The sequence below is a fragment of the Flavobacterium xinjiangense genome, from assembly GCF_900142885.1.
Taxonomy (GTDB): domain Bacteria; phylum Bacteroidota; class Bacteroidia; order Flavobacteriales; family Flavobacteriaceae; genus Flavobacterium; species Flavobacterium xinjiangense.
Genome location: NZ_FRCL01000003.1, coordinates 164482 through 184871, shown reverse-complemented (window position 1 = coordinate 184871; position 20390 = coordinate 164482). Strand labels below are relative to the sequence as shown.

General features: G+C 31.6%; 16 protein-coding genes. 3 read left to right on the top strand and 13 right to left on the bottom strand.

Going from position 1 to position 20390, the window contains the following annotated elements; translation table 11 throughout:
• The first annotated feature begins 9 nt into the window (after positions 1–9).
• The 3 genes from BUC23_RS04735 to BUC23_RS17460 all read left to right on the top strand — a co-directional run bounded on the left by BUC23_RS04735 (position 10) and on the right by BUC23_RS17460 (position 1393).
• Entirely contained in the window at positions 10–273 is a 264-nt protein-coding gene (locus BUC23_RS04735; protein ID WP_073206241.1) for a hypothetical protein, read from the top strand.
• On the top strand, positions 263–505 hold the full coding sequence (locus BUC23_RS04730; RefSeq protein WP_084538298.1) for a hypothetical protein: 243 nt from the start codon (positions 263–265) through the stop codon (positions 503–505). The genes BUC23_RS04735 and BUC23_RS04730 overlap by 11 nt, the downstream gene beginning before the upstream one ends.
• 738 nt (positions 506–1243) lie before the next feature.
• Positions 1244–1393, top strand: a complete 150-nt coding sequence (locus BUC23_RS17460; RefSeq protein ID WP_167365558.1) for a hypothetical protein — start codon at positions 1244–1246, stop codon at positions 1391–1393.
• Positions 1394–1623: 230 nt separating this feature from the next.
• On the opposite strand, the gene BUC23_RS04710 is transcribed toward BUC23_RS17460, so the two are convergent.
• The 13 genes from BUC23_RS04710 to BUC23_RS04650 form a co-directional block, all read right to left on the bottom strand.
• Positions 1624–1875 (bottom strand): hypothetical protein, encoded by a 252-nt coding sequence (locus BUC23_RS04710; protein ID WP_073206222.1) that lies wholly within the window; start codon positions 1873–1875, stop codon positions 1624–1626.
• Positions 1876–1893: 18 nt separating this feature from the next.
• On the bottom strand, positions 1894–2211 hold the full coding sequence (locus BUC23_RS04705) for a helix-turn-helix domain-containing protein (RefSeq protein WP_073206217.1): 318 nt from the start codon (positions 2209–2211) through the stop codon (positions 1894–1896).
• A 174-nt stretch (positions 2212–2385) separates the two neighbouring features.
• Complete coding sequence (locus BUC23_RS04700; RefSeq protein WP_167365557.1) at positions 2386–4104, bottom strand: protein kinase domain-containing protein; 1719 nt, start codon at positions 4102–4104, stop codon at positions 2386–2388.
• 94 nt (positions 4105–4198) lie between these two features.
• Positions 4199–8935: an AlbA family DNA-binding domain-containing protein gene (locus tag BUC23_RS04695; protein WP_073206208.1), complete on the bottom strand. Its 4737-nt coding sequence runs from the start codon at positions 8933–8935 to the stop codon at positions 4199–4201.
• Positions 8936–8983: 48 nt separating this feature from the next.
• On the bottom strand, positions 8984–9694 hold the full coding sequence (locus BUC23_RS04690; protein WP_073206203.1) for a M48 family metallopeptidase: 711 nt from the start codon (positions 9692–9694) through the stop codon (positions 8984–8986).
• On the bottom strand, positions 9694–12918 hold the full coding sequence (locus BUC23_RS04685) for a type I restriction endonuclease subunit R (protein ID WP_073206200.1): 3225 nt from the start codon (positions 12916–12918) through the stop codon (positions 9694–9696). Before BUC23_RS04685 ends, BUC23_RS04690 begins: the two co-directional genes overlap by 1 nt.
• Positions 12918–14123, bottom strand: coding sequence for a PDDEXK nuclease domain-containing protein (locus BUC23_RS04680; RefSeq protein WP_073206195.1), 1206 nt, complete (start codon positions 14121–14123; stop codon positions 12918–12920). The genes BUC23_RS04685 and BUC23_RS04680 overlap by 1 nt, the downstream gene beginning before the upstream one ends.
• Positions 14124–14126: 3 nt before the next feature.
• The gene (locus BUC23_RS04675) at positions 14127–15257 is read right to left on the bottom strand and encodes an HNH endonuclease (RefSeq protein ID WP_073206190.1); all 1131 of its coding nucleotides are present in this window, start codon (positions 15255–15257) and stop codon (positions 14127–14129) included.
• 5 nt (positions 15258–15262) lie between these two features.
• On the bottom strand, positions 15263–16492 hold the full coding sequence (locus tag BUC23_RS04670) for a restriction endonuclease subunit S (RefSeq protein ID WP_073206186.1): 1230 nt from the start codon (positions 16490–16492) through the stop codon (positions 15263–15265).
• Positions 16493–16556: 64 nt separating this feature from the next.
• Entirely contained in the window at positions 16557–17003 is a 447-nt protein-coding gene (locus BUC23_RS04665) for a type II CBASS E2 protein (protein WP_073206183.1), read from the bottom strand.
• Entirely contained in the window at positions 16987–18219 is a 1233-nt protein-coding gene (locus BUC23_RS04660) for a nucleotidyltransferase domain-containing protein (RefSeq protein WP_073206179.1), read from the bottom strand. The genes BUC23_RS04665 and BUC23_RS04660 overlap by 17 nt, the downstream gene beginning before the upstream one ends.
• Position 18220: 1 nt before the next feature.
• Positions 18221–19753, bottom strand: coding sequence for a type I restriction-modification system subunit M (locus BUC23_RS04655; protein WP_073206176.1), 1533 nt, complete (start codon positions 19751–19753; stop codon positions 18221–18223).
• Positions 19754–19758: 5 nt separating this feature from the next.
• Positions 19759–20316 (bottom strand): restriction endonuclease subunit S, encoded by a 558-nt coding sequence (locus BUC23_RS04650; RefSeq protein WP_073206173.1) that lies wholly within the window; start codon positions 20314–20316, stop codon positions 19759–19761.
• Positions 20317–20390: the final 74 nt, after the last annotated feature.

The following is a 20390-nucleotide window of genomic DNA, read 5'->3' as shown; positions in this document are numbered from 1 at the left end:
CATAAACAAATGGAAAACATCAATAACATCACGGTACTTTTTGGAACATTAATCACCTTATTGCTTTCGGTTGTGGCTTATTTTATCAAGCAGTTACACACCGATTTTAAGAGTATGGAAAAAGATTTGGTTGAAGTAAAAACAATGGCTTTAATCATCAAAACCGAGTTTAAAAGCGGCAGCGATTTGTTAAACCAAAAGGTAGAATATTTAGAAAAAAGAGTGAATATCATCGAACTAACAATTTTAAAAAAAACTGATCATGAAAAATAACAATATGAATCTCGTAGAAAGAGTAAAAGCACCCACTCCAAAATGGTTTAAAATTATCAGGAATGTTGGCATTGCTTTGGCCACTGTTGGTGGGGTTATTCTTGCTTCTCCAGTTATTTTGCCTGTCGGATTAGTGTCGGCAGCAGGATATTTAGTCCTGGGCGGAAGTATTATTTCGGCAGTTTCTCAAACTGGAGTAAAAAGCGAAGAAGAACCGCAACCAATCAAATAAAAAAACTAAAATCTATTTCCAAAGCTCCGAATATTCGGGGCTTTTTTCGTTTTTGGTAGTAAATAATAGGTATTTGCTTTACTTTTTACTGATTTATTTAGGTAGGGCTTTTGTATGGCACTTATGTTGTGGTTTGGTCGGGAATGGAGTGCAGTCGGGTGGCTGCTTGCTTTTGTATATTCCAGAGTCAGTTCGGGCAAGGCAATTTTTTTTCTTCTAAATATCTTCAAAAGAAAAAAAGAAAAAAAAGAAAGTCGTCGTAATAGTGGAGGTTTCAAAAGAAGTCAAGTTTTTTTGAAAAAATACTACTCTACCATTTCTTAAGAAGCGGAAACGCCATCGTATAATCGAAAGTTATTATGGAAATGCAAAGGTGGAGATTTTTTCAAAAACCCGTAGGGCTTGAACTTTACTTTTTGAAACCGGAGCTTACCTTTACTTTCTTTTTTTTATTTTTTTTCGAAGACGGGCGTTCTTGTTTTCCTTTTTTCGGGGGAGTTCTTATGGAAACGGCAATCAAACACCCCCAAGCACCGCAGAAAATAATAATTGTAGCGATAGCGGAAATTATTATTTTTCGAGGAGCGCAGTGGCGGTGTTGCGGCAATCGAACAGCCACCATAGACGCGAGAGTTGAGCGGAGGTACGGAGCGAAACGTAGCGGATATGAGCGTGAAACGGCGGGGGGAAAATTAAAATCATCCGCCTTTTCGGCGGAGTACCTTGATTTAGGGCGAAGTGACGTTTTTCACGGAACGGAGCCAACCCCGATGGCTGGGCGAAGGAGCAACCGCTGAAAAAATAAAGGGCGACAGACATGATACGGCTGGAATGCAGTGGAGCGTAGCTTGCGGAGCGAAACGGAATGAAGCTGTATTGTGGATGTAAAAGCCCTGCCGAACGCAGGAAGAGAACGTGTGAAGATGAGGAACGAAGCGGCGCAATAAAAATAGTTGCTTATTTTCAAGCTGCTATTTTTATTGTGCTGCGTAGAGTCTGCGGAATGGAGGGAGGAGGCTTTTTTGCCGACAACCGACTGGAGCTGCCGAACGGAACAAAGAGAACGACCGAAGAGAGACAACTTGATTGCGCGTGTTGTTGATAACGGAAATGTTGTTTTAAAGAATTGAGGTTATTTCTGCTTTAATCCGGTCAAGATATTTGTCTAAAAGTTCCCCTTGTTTAAAAGTCTTCTTATAAAGTCTTTCAGTTGTATTACGTTCATAATAAATTTCGACATAAAAATCATTAACTGTGTAAAGAATGATAGCAATATTATCTTTTAAATACAGGTCAACATAAACTCCCTTATTCCAAGTTACCTTAAATTGCTCTTCATCTGAAAGTTTTAGGAAATCAAATAGTTTCATTTGTAATTATTTTTAAGGTTAGTGACGTGGATGTTTTCTTATGTATTCATTTGCTTCTCTATCGATATCATCGGTGGTTTTATTTTTGTTGGAGAATATCCATTGGTTTATTTCTTCTTTCTTGAAATAGAGTCTTTTACCATTTTTATAATGGGGAATTGTATCCGTGGAAGTAAATTTATAAATGGCAGATACACTCATTTTTAGGTATGTTGCCAGGTCTTTAATGTCCATTGGATCATTAAACTGAGCTAATGGACCGCTGGCATTCAGTTTTTCGATAGCTTTTTCAATTCTATCAAGTCTTTCTAAAATAAGTTCAAAAGGATTTTCCATTTTTTAATATAAAATTAGTGAAATGAAATAAACAAATCGTTCGACTGCACGCGGGATCACAGTGTGTTTAGAAATACTTTGATTAAAAGAGGATTCTGTAAAGTTGAATGAGATAGTGAATTTTTATACCATAACTCCTATTTAAAATTAATAGAATAATTATTGGTAGAGTTATTAAAGTAATTTGCTTTTATCCGTTGTAATTGTGAAATTCACTTCATTTATGGTTATTTTATTGAAACCAATTAATGGCACTTTGTTTGTAACTTTTTCATCATTTACATCAGTACCGGTGCTCTCTAAATCATAAAGCCAAACATTGTCTTTGTTGTTTATAATTACACAATGCCTTCTGCTTACTGCATTTCCTCCCGATACTTCGATATTGTTTTGATTGTATTCTGTTCTACCAAATTTTATTATTGGTTCTGATATGGATATTGGTGTATCATTTCTATTATTCGTTTCCAAAATCGTTATTGAATTTTCTTTCAATGTGTTGAATTGAAAGTCCATAAACAATAATTTTGATTTTAATGTTGGCGTTTTTTTATAATTATGACTTAACACTTCTTCTTCGATTACTGAAAGATTATAAGCAATAAAGGGATTGTTGCTATGGTCGTAGTTTGATTTTGGAGGAATCGATTTGCCGTTACTGTTCAATACAAAAGCAATGAAGTAATTGTTTGCAAAACAAGGAAATGATGGATTGGCTACCATTATCATTTTTGATACTTCCATAGCGGCTTCGTATCTTGTCGTTTCGTAATAACAACGAATTAGTAGATTGTAGGCTTCATAGTCAGCGGGGTTTCTGTGAAGATGATCTGACAATAAACCAATAGCAATAGGGTATTTTTTTGCTTCTAAATTTATCCAACCTAAATCCTTTTGAATGTCTAATCTTGGATTGAGTTTTAGTGCTTTATCGTAGAAAAATTTAGCAGCATCAATCTTTTGAATTTTTAGATTGTATTTTCCTAAAGCCTGTAATACGGTAACGTTATTATCATATCTTTTGTGCGCTAATTCTAAAAATTTCAAAGCATTACGCCATTTATTAGTTTTTAAAGCTTTATCTGCCAATGCAATTAATTCAGCTGCTTTTAGATTGTCTTTGTTGAATATTATTGGGACTGATCTGGCTTTTAAAGCCTCTTCCAATTCAATCATAAACTGAAATTGGAGTTCGGGTACTTTGTTGATTGCTTTTAAAATTATTTCCTGTTGCCAATTTGGAAGTTCCTGAATTGGGAAATCTGCTGCTTGGTGTTTTTCAATTATTTCCTCTCTTGATAAACCCAAAAAGGGATTTTGACTTGTAAGCAACTCCATTAAAGTAACTCCTAAAGCATAAATGTCAATCCTAGGATCTTTTGTGCTGTCTATGTCCCATCGGAAGGCTTCTGGACTCATATATGCTCTAGTACCTATGTCTTTGTTCGCAACACCAAAATCAGCAATTTTAATAGTACCGTTTTGAGTAAAAACAATGTTATCTGGTTTAATGTCGTGATGAATTATTCCCTTTTTATGAATTACTCTAAGGCAAGAAGCCAATGTCTGAATCCATTCTATTACTTCTGAGTTTGTAATCTTACTACTTGAAATTTTATCTCTTAAACTACCGCCTGAACAATATTCCATTACTAAATACAAAATATCCTCTTCGTAAAAATGATGGTAGTAGGTAACAATATTTGGATTTTCAAACTTTGAAACTATTTCTATTTCGTGGATTATATCTTCTTGTTCCGACTTATTGGTGTTTTTTAATTGTTTAATTGCTACAAAACGATTTGATACTTTTTCTTTCGCTAAAAAAACCTTGCCAAAACCACCTGAGCCAAGGTCTTTTATAAAAGTGTATTTGTTATCGTAAAGGTTCATCAGTATATTTGTTATTTTCTTGAAATTTAACATCAATTGTTTTTTTATAAAAAATCCGAGGGTTTATTATTTTCGGAATAATTTTATTTTGAAACTATAACAAGTTTAAATATTTGATCTCCTCTTTATAAGAAGTATTATCAACTTTTACTCCCAAACTTTGTTTTGAAGAATAAGTTACTCTGGATAGCTTATCTTTATGAAAATTGTCTATTATTTTATAATTGTCTAGTTTATCATAATCCTCTTGAACAATATTATTCCCCTTTAACTTTAAATGGCTATGAGTTGTTATATCTATTGTTTTGTAAAGCTTAACATATTGAATTTGATTTCTTGTGGTATTAACTTGTATAAGACAATCTTCTTTTATTAAAAACAGACCAATTAGATTACCTTCAGGACTAAAAGCACCACTATAAGGAAAATTAAATGTTTTATCTAATAAAGTTCGAACTTCAACTTTGTTAACACAACCATTATCATAACATTGAAGTAGAAAGCCCTTTCTCATATTGTCATAAATAACTATTTCCTCAGCACCTTTAAAATCAATTAATTTTTCACGGTTGAGCAAATATTTACCGTTTATAAATATATATAAGTGTGCTAATATTTTAGGGGTTTTACTATTATAATCTATTATTAATTGATCATTAGCAGATTTCTGGTCAACATAAAAATCAAGGTTTTCCTGGAAAAGATCTAACTCCAGAGGTTGTTCTACTAAAGGATACAATTTTATGTTTTTCCCATTATTACTTTCCTTATTGATATTAAATGTTAATCTATCTAAAACCAAATTGGCTTGTAGTTTTCTTTCGAAAAACAAAACCAAATCGTGGCCTGTAATTATTCTAGTTTCATTGCCTTGTCTTTGGTAGAAATTATTTTGTAATGGAATTGGTTTTTCATATTCAGGAATAATTATTTCACAATACTCTATATTATTTGACCTATGAAATTTAAATTCAATTTGACTATTCACATCTTTATTAAATAAATTTACAATTGCACTTCTGATTTCTCTTTCGTATTTATCGTGATTTGCTGATGAACCGAAGTGTTTATATTCATTTTCTAATCCAATAATATCACCTTTATCATTTACACCCAAAAATAAACTTCCCCCTTTAGCATTTAAGAAGCCTGCAATTGTTTTCACTATAATAAAAGATTGCTTCTCTATATCTATGGTATTTGAACCTGCATAATACAAGAATGATGTTTTAAATTCACGATAGGTTCCTTCTTTACCTAAGTTAGTTAGCTCAATTTGTACCTCTTCAACTTCTTTTTCGATTTCTTTTTCAATTTCAATATACTCCTCATTCTGAATTGGCGAAATTATATTATTGAAAGTATTCACTTTTTCATTTGATAGATATTCGTAAATTAAATCTTTGGTTCTTTGCAGAATAATTTCATCAGGATTTTCAGAAAGTAATAAATTATGGGCCAGTAACATTTTAATTAATTTAATATTACCTTCATCTTTCTCATCTTTCCTTAACTGATTTAGTTCGTCAAAATTATCTGGTTGATTGTAATAATTAAGATATTTATATATACCGTTAATCTGTTCTAAATTTTTAAAGAGCATGGTTGTTTTTTCATCAATCAGGTCAAATTGTAAATTATTGGTTTTATAATCTGCATTTTTGAACTTATTTATATTGAGAAGGTAATTAATATGAGCATCAAAATAATAGGATTTATTATTTCTAGAAATTGATGCCAAAAGTTTTAATAACTCAAAATTTTCCATTTTTTTGATATTATCAATCTCAAAAATCATTAAACTCTCAATACATAATATTAATTCATAAATCAGCTGTGAATAATTAAAGTTATTATTTTCATCATCAATTGTTTCGGTAATTTTTATAATATTAGTTCTTTCAAAAAATGTTCTTAAAATGACTTTTTCATTAAAAATTCTTTCTGAATTAGCTAAAAATATCAAATTTAGTTTCTTTTCATTATAATTTAAGCTTTCAATTTTAAATTTATATACTTTTCGTTCTTCAATGGTATTTGTGTTGATATCCTTTTTTATATGTGCATAATGACCATTCTCTGTAATAATAAAAATGTTATTACCCGAAATATTAAGCACTTTAGCATCTACTAAATCCCCTTCATTAACTTCTTTAACTGTCTGTTTCCATACTTCATCGGCAATAGAAAATGATATTCCTTTTTCTGTAATGTTAATTATTTCTGCATTAAATTCATCACCAGGATTGATAATATCATTAAGACCCTCAAAATGAATATTTGTAACTTCATTAATAGGTAATATTCCTTCACCCTCTAGAGCGGAATCACTTATTTTAAGAAATAATATATTGTAATTTCCTTTTAAATAATTTTTAGCTATTACGCTGACATTCATACCCAAGATGTCTTTTCCATTTCTATGGCTGACCTTTTTGTGTTGATCTTCAGTAATTGAATAGTAATTTTGCCAATTGGTATTGCATTCTTCAATACTGTCAGTATTTTGTAATTTTAATTTTAAATCAAAAGGAGAAGCAACTGCTATTTTATTATTAAAAAAAGTAGCCAATGAATTTAGATTAATTTCTTTTTTGCTATGTAAATTTGAAAATTGTTGCCGAGATAAAAGCGTCCAACCATTTATAGAGCTGTATATAGCACCATTTAAACTATATATAAGTTTACCAGAATAGTACTTACTTAAAAATGGTTTTATTGAGTCTTTAAATGATTGTGTATAATTATTTAAATCAAATTTTGTAATCATTTCAGGAGAAAGTTCAATCTGTACATTACTTGTTATGCAATTAATTGCTTTATTCAAAAACATTTTTTTTGTTGAAATATCTTCTGTTAAAAAACTTAGATAACGACACATTATGGCCGATTTAGTTACTGCCTTCTGGTTACTATTAGATTTTTGAAATAATAAAATCTGCAATCCTAATACTTTAACAATATTTAGGATACCTAACTTTGCATCATCATTAAAATTGTCTATTTTATTTCGAATGAAATTATGATTGAGTTCATAACTTTCAAAATAAATTCTTTTCTGGAGCAAGTCTAAGAAATTATTTATATCATAGGTATCCATTATGTCTCCTTTTATTAAAAGCAAGACTATTTCAATAATTTCACTTGTTTTCTTATTAATACTATCTTTCGATGAAAAAATGATATATTTAAAGACATTTATTTTATTACCTCTTAAATGGCCACTTAATCTAAGTGTTTTTAAAACTTCCTGAATGTAACTTTCACTCTTTTCTTCTAATATTAGATTTAAAGCTTCTTCTCTAGCTTTAGCTTTTACCAATTGGTCTTCTGCTTTAATAATAATGTTTTGTTTTTTTTCCGGACTAAATTTTTGAAGAAAATCTGACCCTTCTAACATCCATTCTTCAATGGCAATATAGATTTTATTGAATTCAAGCGCTTTTTCTAACTTATTTTCTTTAACATAATTTTGGATAGATGCATCCAAAAAACTTAAATAGGAGAAGACCCAAAGATTTTCTTTGTTTGTATAATCTTCAAAAAGCTGCGCGAAAGGTTGTTCTTTGTATATACTCTTTTTTAATTCTTCTTTAAGGTCAAAAAAATATTTGTTTACATTATCTGATTGATTAATGCTTTCAAAGACCGAATAAACAGTTACAAATACACCTAGACTTGATAGCGTATTAAGATTTAAAACTAAATGTCCTTTTTCGTCAATTTTTCTAAGATATAAAGATTGTTGACTTTCAATTTTAATTGTGTCAAAACCGGAACTATCAAATTCGTGGTAGTAAAGTTTATGATTAAAACCATAATTATCTACTAATAAATAGTATTGCGCATTGGTTTTATAATCATTTTCTAAACTTAATATTGTAAAATTATATGATTTCCCTTCTTTATAGAGTTCAGAGAATATAGAAAAGCGGTCCTGTTGCAGGTATATTTTGTTTTCTAAAACCTGAGATACCAAACAGGTAACTTTTTCTGGTAAATTGTTTTCGTTTTGGAAATCAAAAGCTTTAACAGTTGCTGAAAACCCTAGGTTTTCGACTAATAATATAGAAGTATTCTCATCAATTATCCTAAATCCATTCACATTAAAAACATATTTTTCTCCTTGAGAAAATATATTTTCAGGGTTAATATTATTAATTGGATATTGAGATCTACCAGTTTCTTGTTTTTTTACTTCAAAAGATTTGAACTTCAACTGATTTTTTTCTAAATCTATTTTTTCAACGGTTAATTTTATTTTTTTACCATTCTCAATATAACGTTCAAAAGATAGTGGTATAAAAGATGTAAAGTCCTCCGAATTTTCAATTCTAAAACCGTTTTCTTTTTTTTCTACTATATCAAAATCATATTCTTTGTTTTCAATAAAATCATTCAATACACTATAACTAAACTTTGGTTTTTCAGGGTCTTCCAAAGAAGTAACCTGCATTTTTACATAATCCCCAACTAATTTTGAAATTTTTCTATATGGGTAGGTTGTGTGTGTAAGACAATCTTTTAAGATTGTACTTCTTTCTTTTTGCTCTAATACAGTAAAAGCCCTATGGCTATTGATCATTATTTTTGATATCGAATTACTTGTTACACTCGGTTTTTTACTATCCAATTCTAATAGTATATGTTTCTTTCTATAATATTCAGCATTAAATTGTTTAGCTAAAAGATTATAAATATGTTCATCAATTTTTGTGTTTGGATTTGCAACTATGATAATATTTCTTCTTTTTAAGAAATCACAAGCTGTATATAAAGAAATATTTAATTCTCTTAAAACTTTGTTCAATCTAATCACATGTTCAGACATATCTATTAAAATTTTGGTTTCTAAAAATACACATTACTTTTTTATAAATCAAACTAAAGCATGCTCTAGTTTTTCTTTCCATTTTTCCCAATTAGGAGATAAGCTGTTTTGCAAATCATAAAAGTTTTTGTTGTGATTGTGATGAATCAAATGACATAATTCATGAATGACAACATATTCTATGCTTCCTTTCGGCGCTTTTATCAATTCTGTATTTAGTATTATTTTGCCTGATTTAGTGCAACTGCCCCAACGTTTTTGCATTAATCTTATGTCTAAAACAGGTTTTTCAATTTTATACTTATTGAATTTTTCTAAAGAACTATTTAACAATTCTTCGAAATGAATGATTGCTTTTTCCTTGTACCATTCGTTTAGTTTTTTTTCTAAATATTCTGGATTGGTTTTTTTAGTTTTCATAATCATTGCACCTCTATAAATCTTTATTTCATTTATAGTATCTTCTATGATTTGCAACTTATATTGTCTTCCTAAATACAAATGTGTTTCCCCATTAACATATTTACGTTCCGGCGTATTTGGTTTGTAACTACAAAAGAATGCCTGCTGTTTTAATATCCAATTGGCTTTTAATTTTACTTTTTTATTGATGTCAATTATGCTGGTGTCATTAGGTGCAATAACTTTTACCAAACCATCAGGTAATACTTTTATACCTAGTGATTTTCTTGCTGCAAAAGACAATTTATATTCAATGCTTTTGCTACCATAATTTACTTTTTGGATTGAATGTAGCATTAAACGTATTTTAGTTTAGCAATTTTAATTACTTCTTCTATTAATTCATCAATTTTATCAAAAGAGAATTGTGTATCGTATTGTTGTTGTTTTTCGAAAAGCAAATCATCGAGATTATTTTTCAATTCTTTCTCAATCTCTGTATTGGTTTGCCAATCGATAATTAGCGTACCGTTTTCATACACAATATTCTTGATACAATCTTCTACCTCTAATGCTGTATTGGCTTGTACTTCTTTTGGCTCTGGAGTATTGCTAAAGCTATTTTCTAAAACCGCATTTATCAGATTGTAAAATGCAATTGCATTTGGTTTGTCTTGAATTGCAATGGGAACATTATTTTGTTTTCCGGTAAGAAATTGGTTTTCGTATTCTTTTGCCTTTTTCAAGTATAGGGCCTCATCAATTCGATGCTGATGGTAATCGTTAATAGCTTCTCTTATTAATGCGGATAAACTTTTGTAGAAGATTGGATCTTCATTCATTTTAACATTAATCGCTTTAACGGTACGGGTTGCAATATGATCCGCTTTTGCCGCTTTTCCTACTACTTTTTCTACTTCAGCTTCTCTTTTTTCTCTATCAAAAATATTTACCAGTTCTGTTATTTTTAATACTTCACCTTCCGTTGTAATATGCTTATCTATTAACTTTTGTACTTGTGGCTCATAAGCTGCATAATCTAAATCATCAAAATATCGTCGCTTAACATCTACTCTTAATTGCAAGAAAAATTTACTGTCTTTTTTGTATTTGTCAATGGTTTTTTCGTTTTCAATATCATTAAACTCTATTGATGCCATTGCTAATTTGAACAAACGGATAAAAGCAGATAACTTTTCATAAAAAGGATGTCTAATACTATCGTCACTCAATAATTCTGAATAGGCTTCGGCATCGTATTTGTTTTTTATAGTTTTGAAAATATCCCATAACTCGCTGTGCGCTTGTGGTAATTTTTCTATTTCTTTATTGATGTTTATTATAGTTCCTGATAGTTCTTCTTGTTCAAAATCATTTAAGCCGCTGTAAGTATTTAATGCACTATCGAGGTTTTCTAAATTTCCAAAATAATCAATTATAAAACCATATTCCTTTCCTGGTGCTACCCTGTTTACCCTTGCAATAGCTTGAAGCAAAGTATGCTCTCTTAATGCTCTGGTTATGTATAATACTTGATTGTTTGGAGCATCAAATCCTGTTAATAATTTATCTACTACAATTATTATTTCGGGTTGTTCTTGTTTTTTGAAAGCACTAATTACTGATTTTTCGTAATCGGATTGTTTACCGTATTTACTCATCATTGCTTTGTAAAACTTCAATACCACATCTTCGTTTTCTTCAAAAGCATCTTCGTAATTTTCTCTTGTATCGGGTGCAGAAATTAATACTTCACAACTTACTTTGCCAATTTCTTTTAAATATTCTCGGTATTTTATAGCTGTAGTTTTATTTGGTGCCACTAATTGCCCTTTGAAACCAGTTCCTTGAATGTTATCTTCAAAATGTTCACTAATATTCCAAGCTCTTGCATAAATCACTTGGTCGGCTTTGTTCAGCTGATTAGTTGAACTGTATTTTCTTTTTAGTGCAGCTTTCCCATAAGGTGTAAGCGGTTCGGAAACCTTATCAAAAAAAGTGTCTAATGGTTTTTCGTTTACTTCGATTAAATTATGTCTTCCTTCGTAAAGCAATGGTACTACTGCCTTATCTTCAACGGCATCGGTTATAGAATACACATCAATTAATCCACCAAATTTATTAGCTGTGCTTTTTTCTTTTTTCATTAATGGCGTCCCTGTAAATGCTACAAAACAAGCATTTGGGAAAACCTTTTGCATTTTTACATTAAATGTACCATATTGGCTTCGGTGTCCTTCATCGATTAGTACAAAAATATTAGGCGAAGTAAATCCGTCTTTTACTTGATTTATAGCCGCTTCAAATTTGTGTATCAGTGTTGTAATTACAGCATCGGTTGGACTGTTTATTAATTCTACTAAATGTTTTCCAGTTTGTGCTTCTTCTACATCAACGTGGCATTTTTGGAATGTCTCTGTTATTTGCGTGTTTAAGTCTATTCTATCGGTAACCAGGATTATTTTTGGGTTTTTTATGGTTTTTTGGGTTGCAATTAGTTGGGCCAACATTACCATTGTCAATGATTTTCCACTTCCTTGTGTGTGCCAAATTACGCCACCAATTCGCTTACCATTAGCATCGGCAACACTAATTTTTTTGAGCGTTTCTTTTATTGCAAAATATTGTTGGTATCGGGTTATTTTCTTAACGCCATCATCATAGACTATATAATTGAAAATTAGGTCTAATATTCTTGATTTTTGACATAAACTGAATACTAATTTATCTTGTTCGGTTACGATTACTTCTTCTTTTTCCAGTTGATTGAAATAATGCAATACATTACTAAATCGTTGTTTGAAAATTGCTGTTCGTTCTGTATTAGGCAATTCACTATTTTTTAGTTGTCTAATTGCATCGCCATAATGCAGTCCTTCTTCTTTGGTTCGGAATACTTCTTTCCATACACTCCAAAACACTTTTTGGGTGGCTGTGGTGGCATATCTTGCTTCGTTTACTGCTAATGACATCACGATGTTAGCATATTGGTATAATCCTCTTATTCCATCTTCTTGTTGGTTGCGTAAATGTTGAGAAATTGCTTCGTTTACCGGGTCTTTTATGACATTGCTTTTGCATTCAATTACTACCATTGGAATACCGTTGATGAACAAAACAATATCCGGACGATAGGTATCATTCCTCTCACTTCGCAATACTGCGTATTCTTCTGTAACATGAAAGGTATTATTTTCTATATTTTTCCAATCGATGTATTGAAAAGAGAAACTTTTTTTATCGTTTAGAATGGTTTGTTCCAAACTTTTACCCAAAGTTATTAAGTCATAAAATGCTTGATTTGCCTTTATAAAACCATCTTGTATTGGTAATTCTCGCAAGGCAATAATTGCCGCATTGATATTGCTATCTGAAAAAGAAAACTCTTTGTCTTTGTATTGAATGCTGTTTATTTTTTCGAGTTGTTTCTTCAAAATTGGTTCAAGCAATACATTACTGGTTCTACCGCCACGTAATTCCATTGCTTCGTCTGGCGACACATATTGATAGCCCATTTTTATAAGTAACTGCAATGCTGGAATTTGACTGATATGGTCTTCTATATATGATGGAATACTCATTATGACTCTATGTTTTTTGATTGATTATACAACTCTCCCAATTCGTGTAATTTGGCTTGCAGGAGTTTTTTGTCAATTAATTTAGTGGTATATTCTGCTACTTTTGTTGGAGATAGTGAACGACTCATTGCTATTTCAACTATTTCATCGTCTTTACTTTTACAAAGAATTATCCCAATGCTTGGGTTTTCGTGTGGTTGTTTGTGTTCTCTGTCGAGTGCTTCTAAATAGAAGTTCATTTTACCTAAATACTCTGGTTTGAAATCAGTAATTTTTAATTCAAAAGCCACCAAACATTGTAATGCTCTGTGGTAAAACAATAAATCTACTTCGTAATCTCTGTTGGCTACTTGTACTCTGTATTCTTCTCCAACAAAAGAATAGTTGTTTCCTATTTCCAGAATGAATTTCTTCAGGTTTTTTACTATTGATTTTTGCAAATCGCTTTCGCTGAAATCATCGCCTAATTCTAAAAATTCTAATGAATAAATGTCTTTTAGGTGTTCGTTTATCTTGGCGGGTAATTGTGTCGGCAGTGCCGACAATTTTGTATTACTAAGAGCATAGCGTTCAAAAAAACAGCTTGCTATTTGACGGTTCAATTCTCTTTTAGTCCATTTTTCTCTTGCAGTAAGAACAATGTAAAATATTTTTTCTTCGGCACTTTTGCAACTGCTTAGAATCTCTAAATGTGATGCCCAAGCTATTTGTGTCACCAGTGGTGGCACAAATTGAATATCACTAGAATTTGTGTCGTTTTCTAATTGTGTCACCGGTGGTGGCACTTTTTCATTTTGCGGTTTTTGAGTTTGTGTCAACGCTGTTGACACAAACTCAAAACTTAAATGTGTCGGTGGTGCTGACCCATTTTTACTGTTTTGATTTTCAGCATTTAGAGCAATACTATTTTGAAATGCAATATCAAATTCCGATCCTGGACAATAGGTTTCGTAAAACTGTTTCATACGGTATAAACCCCTACGATTAAAGGATTTTAATGTAGGTATTTCATCTTTGACAAAATCAGCTAATTGTTGCACTGTACCTTGTCCCCAAGTGCCTTTCGCTACTTTTTGGCTTACTATTTTACCAATATCAAAGTATAATGTTACCAAAGCCGTATTGGTATATTGCCTAACTCTGCCTTGTGCTTCTTGTATTATTTTTACTATATTTCCAAATTCAGGATTTTGAATGTTGCTCATAATTTAACTGTTTACTATTTCTATCACTTTTACAAACCCACTATTTGCTGTATTTTGGTCATAAAGATACAAAGGCATATCAGCTTTTGGCATCCAAACTCTACCCAATTCTACTGCTTTGGCAATAGGCATCGCAGGGAAAATATGAATAGGTGTTTGTTCGTTATAACGAGCTTTTATTTGATTAAATAATCTTCTAATAGTAATACTGAAATCTTCTAAATGTTTTTTGCTTTTTAAATAATCATTGAATGGGGCATCTATTGTGATAGTGTAAATATCACATTCATCACCCAATACCTGAATAATTCTATCATTAGTAATAGTTGCACTTAAAGAAATATTTAGAGCCACCGTTCTGTATTTATTCTCTGGTTCTACTACCGTATATTTTACTTCTGTGGTGTCATCGTTTAAAGTCCAAGTATCCGGATTACGTACTTTTTGGTTAATTTGACAGGGGTAAATATCATTAATCAATGTGCCTAATTTTACCAGTAATGGGATTGGAGCAAAAGCAAAAACTGATAAATGCTTAATTTCTCCTTTTGTATAATTCTGAAATAATTTTTTATCAAATTGTGCTTCCAAATTAGCTATTTCTGTTGTCCAAAAGGCAGTGTCTCTATCTCTTTGTATACTATTGGATAAACTTAAATCAATAGTGTCTGCCTTAGCTGGATAATAAGTAGGCATAAGGAATTGACTTACTGTTTGGTAACTCATTTCTGGCGTAAATGCACCTACATTGGCTTTATATGTAAGTATATGACTTTGCATATTTGGTGAAATTGCAGTAGCATTCTCAATGCGTTCGTCGTGTTCTTTTTTCATTGCTAATAACAACGTTTCCGGGTTTCCACCAACATCTGCTCTGTCAATTAATCTATGGTGTGTATCGCAAAGCAACATTAAATTAGTAATGTCATCTTTTAATAAAGGAGAACGAACAACGTCACCTCTTGGACCACCTGGAACATCAGCTACAATATGAGCAATATATGACTGATTGAAATTTCGTTTAGTTAAAATATCTTGTGTCAAAGAACAATTACACCCTCTATATTGGCATCGACCACCAGATTTTACCCAAAGCAAATATTTGTTTTTATCTGTTATACTTGTAACACTCATAGCTTTTAATTATTGGTTTTTACTCTCACTTTCCCAGTTAATAATTGTTGCATTAAGCCTTTTTTCTGTAATTGCAAGGTTTGCAGTTTTTCTTGATATTGGTTTAATTCTGAAGTAGCTTTGTCTAAAATATTTGCAATTGCTTTTTGCTCCTCTACATCAGGAATTTTAAGTTCTAATTTTAAGAAATCAGTTTTACTCATTACCCTGTTTCGTCCTGCACCGCCTGGAGAAATTAGCTCCAATAAAAATTTGAATCTTTTTTGTAAAATAAAATGTCTAAAATATTCAGGAATTGCATTTTGAGAATTGAATGTGTATGTTGGAAAACGATGTGAAACTAAACCACCTTCATCTTTTTTGCTAACTATTGCTACAGCGTGTTCCCACGCAAATGTGATATTTATAATTAAGTCATTTTCCCTTACTTCATACATTGTTTCCATTGCAATAGAGGCAGGGTCAAAATCATTTTTATGAAAAATCCCTTTTCCGTGACTTCTTAAACCAAGTGCCAAATAATTTTCAGAAGGTTTTAAAATTGGTCTGGGAGTAAAATTTAAACATTCACTCAAAACTCTTACTTTCCATTTTTTATCAAAACCTTTTACTCGCATTTTTCCGGAAAGTAATTGTTGAGTTAAGCCATTATTTCTAACTTTTAAATTATCAACAATCCCTTTACAGTTATCAATTGCTTTATCCCAAGTAGCTAGGATTGATACTATTTGATTTTGTTCTGGAAGAGGTGGAATGGGAATTTTGATTTCTTTTAAATCGCTACCATTAATTGAATTTATAGTTGCACCTAGATTTTTATGAATTTCTCTATAATAGATATCCGTGTTAAATATTTGATATAAATAATTATTAAAATCACTTCTGTAAATTGCCATAAAAGCCCCAAAAGCCATTCCTGCTGCTTCTTCTGTTATTAAGGCATTTTTTCCAATTAAAGATTTACTTCCATTTCTAACACAAATTAAAATATCCTCTTTATTTACAGGATTATACTCGCCGGTTTTTACTTTTACAAAAACATTATCTCCCAATTTTATTTGTCCATCTTGAACATTTGATGAACGCAAAACTAAAGTTCCACTTTCTTCACAAATATCATCAGGGCTATATGTTAAGCCTGAAATTACTTTTCCTAAATTACCTAACTTTTTGACCTCCCAATCAATTGGAATAAGACCAAATGAAGTTTGTTTATATTTAATTGTTTCTATCATAAAGCTTTTTATTTTACTAGCCCAATAAATTGATTGGCTAATTGTTTTGTTTCTTGAATTGTTTTTATTTACCAGACACTTTAGGTTTGTTTTTAATAGGATGAACACCTCCGCCAGTCCATTGTCCTGTTCCTAACCAAATTTCGTAATGGTATAACCATTCATAAGCCCAAGGTATAACGGTTGTAGCCAATAGCATTGATTTATTCCATTCCTTCCCATCAGGATAATATAAACACAAATACTGTAACTTTTGATCATAGCAATGTGGTAGCTTTTTTTCATCGGTAGCCAATACTAAAGGTTTAGGATTTATTACATATATTTTAGGTCTATCTGTTATTTGATAAACTAATTTTATATCATAATGATCTCCCAATGGCGAAGGAGTGATGGTGTGTGTCCAAGTTAATAATTGGTCCCGATGGTTCATCACTTTAGTACCAGGAAACATTTTCTTGATATTCAGTGCCTGAATTGCAATTGAGATTGGTTTAATCTTTTGAGCCATAAAATTTGTGTGGTTTAATTGCACTTGCTCCAGCTGTTGACAAACCTACCGCTGCATCAAAACGATTATTTCCCTGTTCGGTTAATAATTGTTTACGATTTCCAATATTGCTGAATGTTTTTTTAACGGCATTATCTCCAAATGATTCTGAAAGGGTTCTAATAATATTATGTTGACCATTTTGTTGTGCAGCATTATTAATATCAAATTTCACCTTTTTCAACCAATCATTAAACTTTCTTTCTTTGGCTGGAGTGTCTCTCCAACGGTCAGCAAAATTTTCAGAAAGATTTACAGGATTACCTACAAATCTGTATGCTTCTCTAGTATCTTGGTCTATTTCATCTTCAACAAATAAGTGCATTCTGTCAATTACTCCAACCAAAGCATCAAGAACATTAGTTTGTCCTTCATAAGCATAAGCTGCTAAAGTGGTAATAATTACTGAAATTGGTTTTTCTTTATCATCTTTAAACATCATATCTCTATGACGTTTTAAAATCTGAACCACTCTTTGTAAAGGCAATCTACCTTTTTGAAATTTAGGAACAGGTTGAATTGATTCGTTTAAAGAGAAAAGTTTAAGTCTACTGGTTTCTGCTCTGTCAATAAACCATTTTGCATAACCAAAAGGATTACTTTGTAACCAATGATCAGGATCAGTTGCAACTTCATAGTTTAATAATTCTTTATCCGTTATTCTGATTGCCAAACTATCAAAATTAATGTTTCTTGATTCTGAAAAAAATTTGGTCAATACAACATTGTAGCCATTTGCAATAACAGCCGGAAGAATATCCATATGGTACTGGTCGTTATTTATAGAGTTTTCTCTGTACTTTAAAGTCCAACATCTTCTTCCTTCTTCATCAAGAATTGATTCATATTTTTTATGAGATTCTAATTGTTCCTTGACAATATCCTTTAAGTCTTTTTGTGTCCATCGAGGATTTTTACCTGTTAATTCACATACTAAATCAATATCAATATCCTGACCATCTGTATAAGGCTGAATAGTTGTACCAATTAAAAATGAGCCTTGAGGTTTTACACTTGGACTATAAGGTTTTAATTTGGAATCATCATTACATAGCCAATTACCAACTGCATTATAGCTGGTTACGGCTGCATTAAATTGACTTTCAGTTATGTCTAAAGTTTCTCCTAATTCATCTAATATTTCGCTGAATTCTGTTTTCTGTTGTATTGTTAGCATATTATATTAAGTTTAGCTCCTTCAAGTAGTTTTCCATTTGGTTTTCTACTTCAGTTAGTTGTTTTTTTAGCTCGGTAATATTGGTATGCGTGGCCTTAATATCTACCTCTTCCTCTTCTTCAAATGTATCTACATAACGAGGAATATTAAGGTTGTAATCGTTTTCTATAATGTCAGCCATTGTTGCACGATAGCTATATTTGTCTTCCACAATAGCTCCTTTTTCAGTAGTTAAAGGTGTGGCAGATTTAAATGCCTTGAATGCTGTTACAATATGCTCAATGTCAATTTCTCTTAACTTATTTTGGTTTTTACCATTCTCGAATTCACGACTGGCATCAATAAATAAAATGTCTTTATTCGTTCCTTTTCCTCTGTTGAAAATTAATATGGCAGCTGGAATTCCTGTGCCAAAAAACAGGTTGGCAGGTAAACCTATAACTGCTTCCAATAAATTTTCGTCAATTAGTTTTTTACGAATTTGTCCTTCGCTACTGCTACGAAACAATACGCCGTGTGGCACAATTACACCCACTTTACCGACATCTTCATAGGTGGTTTCTATCATATGACTGATAAAAGCATAATCTCCTTTGCTCTTTGGAGGAACACCTCTATGGAAACGGTTGAACTGGTCAGAAGCGGCAGTATCGGCACCCCATTTGTCAAGTGAAAAGGGTGGATTCGCTCCCACAATATGGAATTTCATCAATTTGTCATTTTCCAACAGCTTTGGATTGTTGATGGTATCACCCCATTCTATGGTCGCACTGTCTTGTTCGTGCAAAAACATATTCATACGACACAAGGCCCAAGTACTTCCGTTATTTTCCTGACCGTAAAGCGAATAATTTTTTCCCTCTACTTCATTTCCCATTTTAATTAACAGCGAACCCGATCCCGCTGTGGGATCACACATCCTGTTACCTGGTTGTGGGTCAAGTAATTTAGCTAATAGTGTGCTGACTTCGCTTGGGGTATAAAATTCGCCCGATTTTTTACCACTTTCTCCAGCAAATTTTGAGATTAGGAACTCGTAACTGTCGCCAATTATATCGTTACCTTCTAAATGGGAGGGTTGCAAATCAAGAGCAGAAAAATCTACCAATAAGTTTTTCATGATAGCGTTACGTTGTTTGGTTTGACCAAACACCGTTTCGGAATTAAAAGATATACTACGGAATACCATCGCTAATTTGGAACGGTTGGCATCCTCTAGAGCTGTTAATCCAATATCAATTATTTCTCCAATATTCGGTTCGCTACGGTTTTCATATAGGTATTCAAAATTGCTTATTTCGGGCAATATAAACCGCTCTCTTTGTAATTGGCGTTGTACCATTTCTTCATTATCCGGATACTTAATGCGGTATTGTTCTACTTTGTCTTTCCAAACATCAGACAAGTATTTTATAAATAATAGTGTAAGTATATAATCCTTGTATTGTTCACTTCCCATTACCGGGCGTAAAGTATCACAAGCTTTCCAAACAATGTTATTGATTTCTTTTTGAGTAATTTTATTCTCTGCCATAGTTCCTAATTTATAATTTTTGAAATTGTTGTTTGAAAAAGTTTTTGTTTCTCTTTGATTAATGTTTCTGTAATTTGAATGTCTTTAAAATACAAGTCTTGTAATGCTACCACTTTTTGTTGTTGTTCTAATGGTATTAGATTAAAAGTAAAGTCGGCTAATTCGTTTTTACGAATGGATGGGATTGTACTTCCGGCACCCGACTGCTGAAAATGCAATAAGTTTTTTGGAAGATTGAGTACTGAAACCAAATAAGCAGGGATAATTTTAGTTTTATCAGTCCGTAAAATAAAAAATATGGAAGACGCAATGGCTTTACCAAGTTCTTCCTTATATAATGTGGCAAAAAAACGAAACCCCTTTGCCACAAAAAGCACATCTCCATCTTGTAATAGATTAGCTGTTATTTTTGAATCTTCTTCCAAAAAGGTGTCATTTACGCCACTATATTGCCCAAATTCATTGAAATGTTTGGCTTGTAAATACGGAATAGTGCCGTTTTTACTTGGCTGCCCGTAATAACCGAACTGAATATTTGCTATTTCCTTTAACTTAACTTCCATTTGATTATATTTGTAATAATATTCATTTTCAATGCAAATGTAAGCAAAATAATGAGATATGCAAATTTATTTCG

Excerpts from the sequence above, each read along its gene's own strand:
- BUC23_RS04735 (WP_073206241.1), top strand. The coding sequence starts at position 10 with ATGGAAAACATCAATAACATCACGGTACTTTTTGGAACATTAATCACC.
- BUC23_RS04730 (WP_084538298.1), top strand. The coding sequence starts at position 263 with ATGAAAAATAACAATATGAATCTCGTAGAAAGAGTAAAAGCACCCACT.
- BUC23_RS04710 (WP_073206222.1), bottom strand. The coding sequence starts at position 1,875 with ATGAAACTATTTGATTTCCTAAAACTTTCAGATGAAGAGCAATTTAAG.
- BUC23_RS04705 (WP_073206217.1), bottom strand. The coding sequence starts at position 2,211 with ATGGAAAATCCTTTTGAACTTATTTTAGAAAGACTTGATAGAATTGAA.
- BUC23_RS04700 (WP_167365557.1), bottom strand. The coding sequence starts at position 4,104 with ATGAACCTTTACGATAACAAATACACTTTTATAAAAGACCTTGGCTCA.
- BUC23_RS04695 (WP_073206208.1), bottom strand. The coding sequence starts at position 8,935 with ATGTCTGAACATGTGATTAGATTGAACAAAGTTTTAAGAGAATTAAAT.
- BUC23_RS04690 (WP_073206203.1), bottom strand. The coding sequence starts at position 9,694 with ATGCTACATTCAATCCAAAAAGTAAATTATGGTAGCAAAAGCATTGAA.
- BUC23_RS04685 (WP_073206200.1), bottom strand. The coding sequence starts at position 12,918 with ATGAGTATTCCATCATATATAGAAGACCATATCAGTCAAATTCCAGCA.
- BUC23_RS04680 (WP_073206195.1), bottom strand. The coding sequence starts at position 14,123 with ATGAGCAACATTCAAAATCCTGAATTTGGAAATATAGTAAAAATAATA.
- BUC23_RS04675 (WP_073206190.1), bottom strand. The coding sequence starts at position 15,257 with ATGAGTGTTACAAGTATAACAGATAAAAACAAATATTTGCTTTGGGTA.
- BUC23_RS04670 (WP_073206186.1), bottom strand. The coding sequence starts at position 16,492 with ATGATAGAAACAATTAAATATAAACAAACTTCATTTGGTCTTATTCCA.
- BUC23_RS04665 (WP_073206183.1), bottom strand. The coding sequence starts at position 17,003 with ATGGCTCAAAAGATTAAACCAATCTCAATTGCAATTCAGGCACTGAAT.
- BUC23_RS04660 (WP_073206179.1), bottom strand. The coding sequence starts at position 18,219 with ATGCTAACAATACAACAGAAAACAGAATTCAGCGAAATATTAGATGAA.
- BUC23_RS04655 (WP_073206176.1), bottom strand. The coding sequence starts at position 19,753 with ATGGCAGAGAATAAAATTACTCAAAAAGAAATCAATAACATTGTTTGG.
- BUC23_RS04650 (WP_073206173.1), bottom strand. The coding sequence starts at position 20,316 with ATGGAAGTTAAGTTAAAGGAAATAGCAAATATTCAGTTCGGTTATTAC.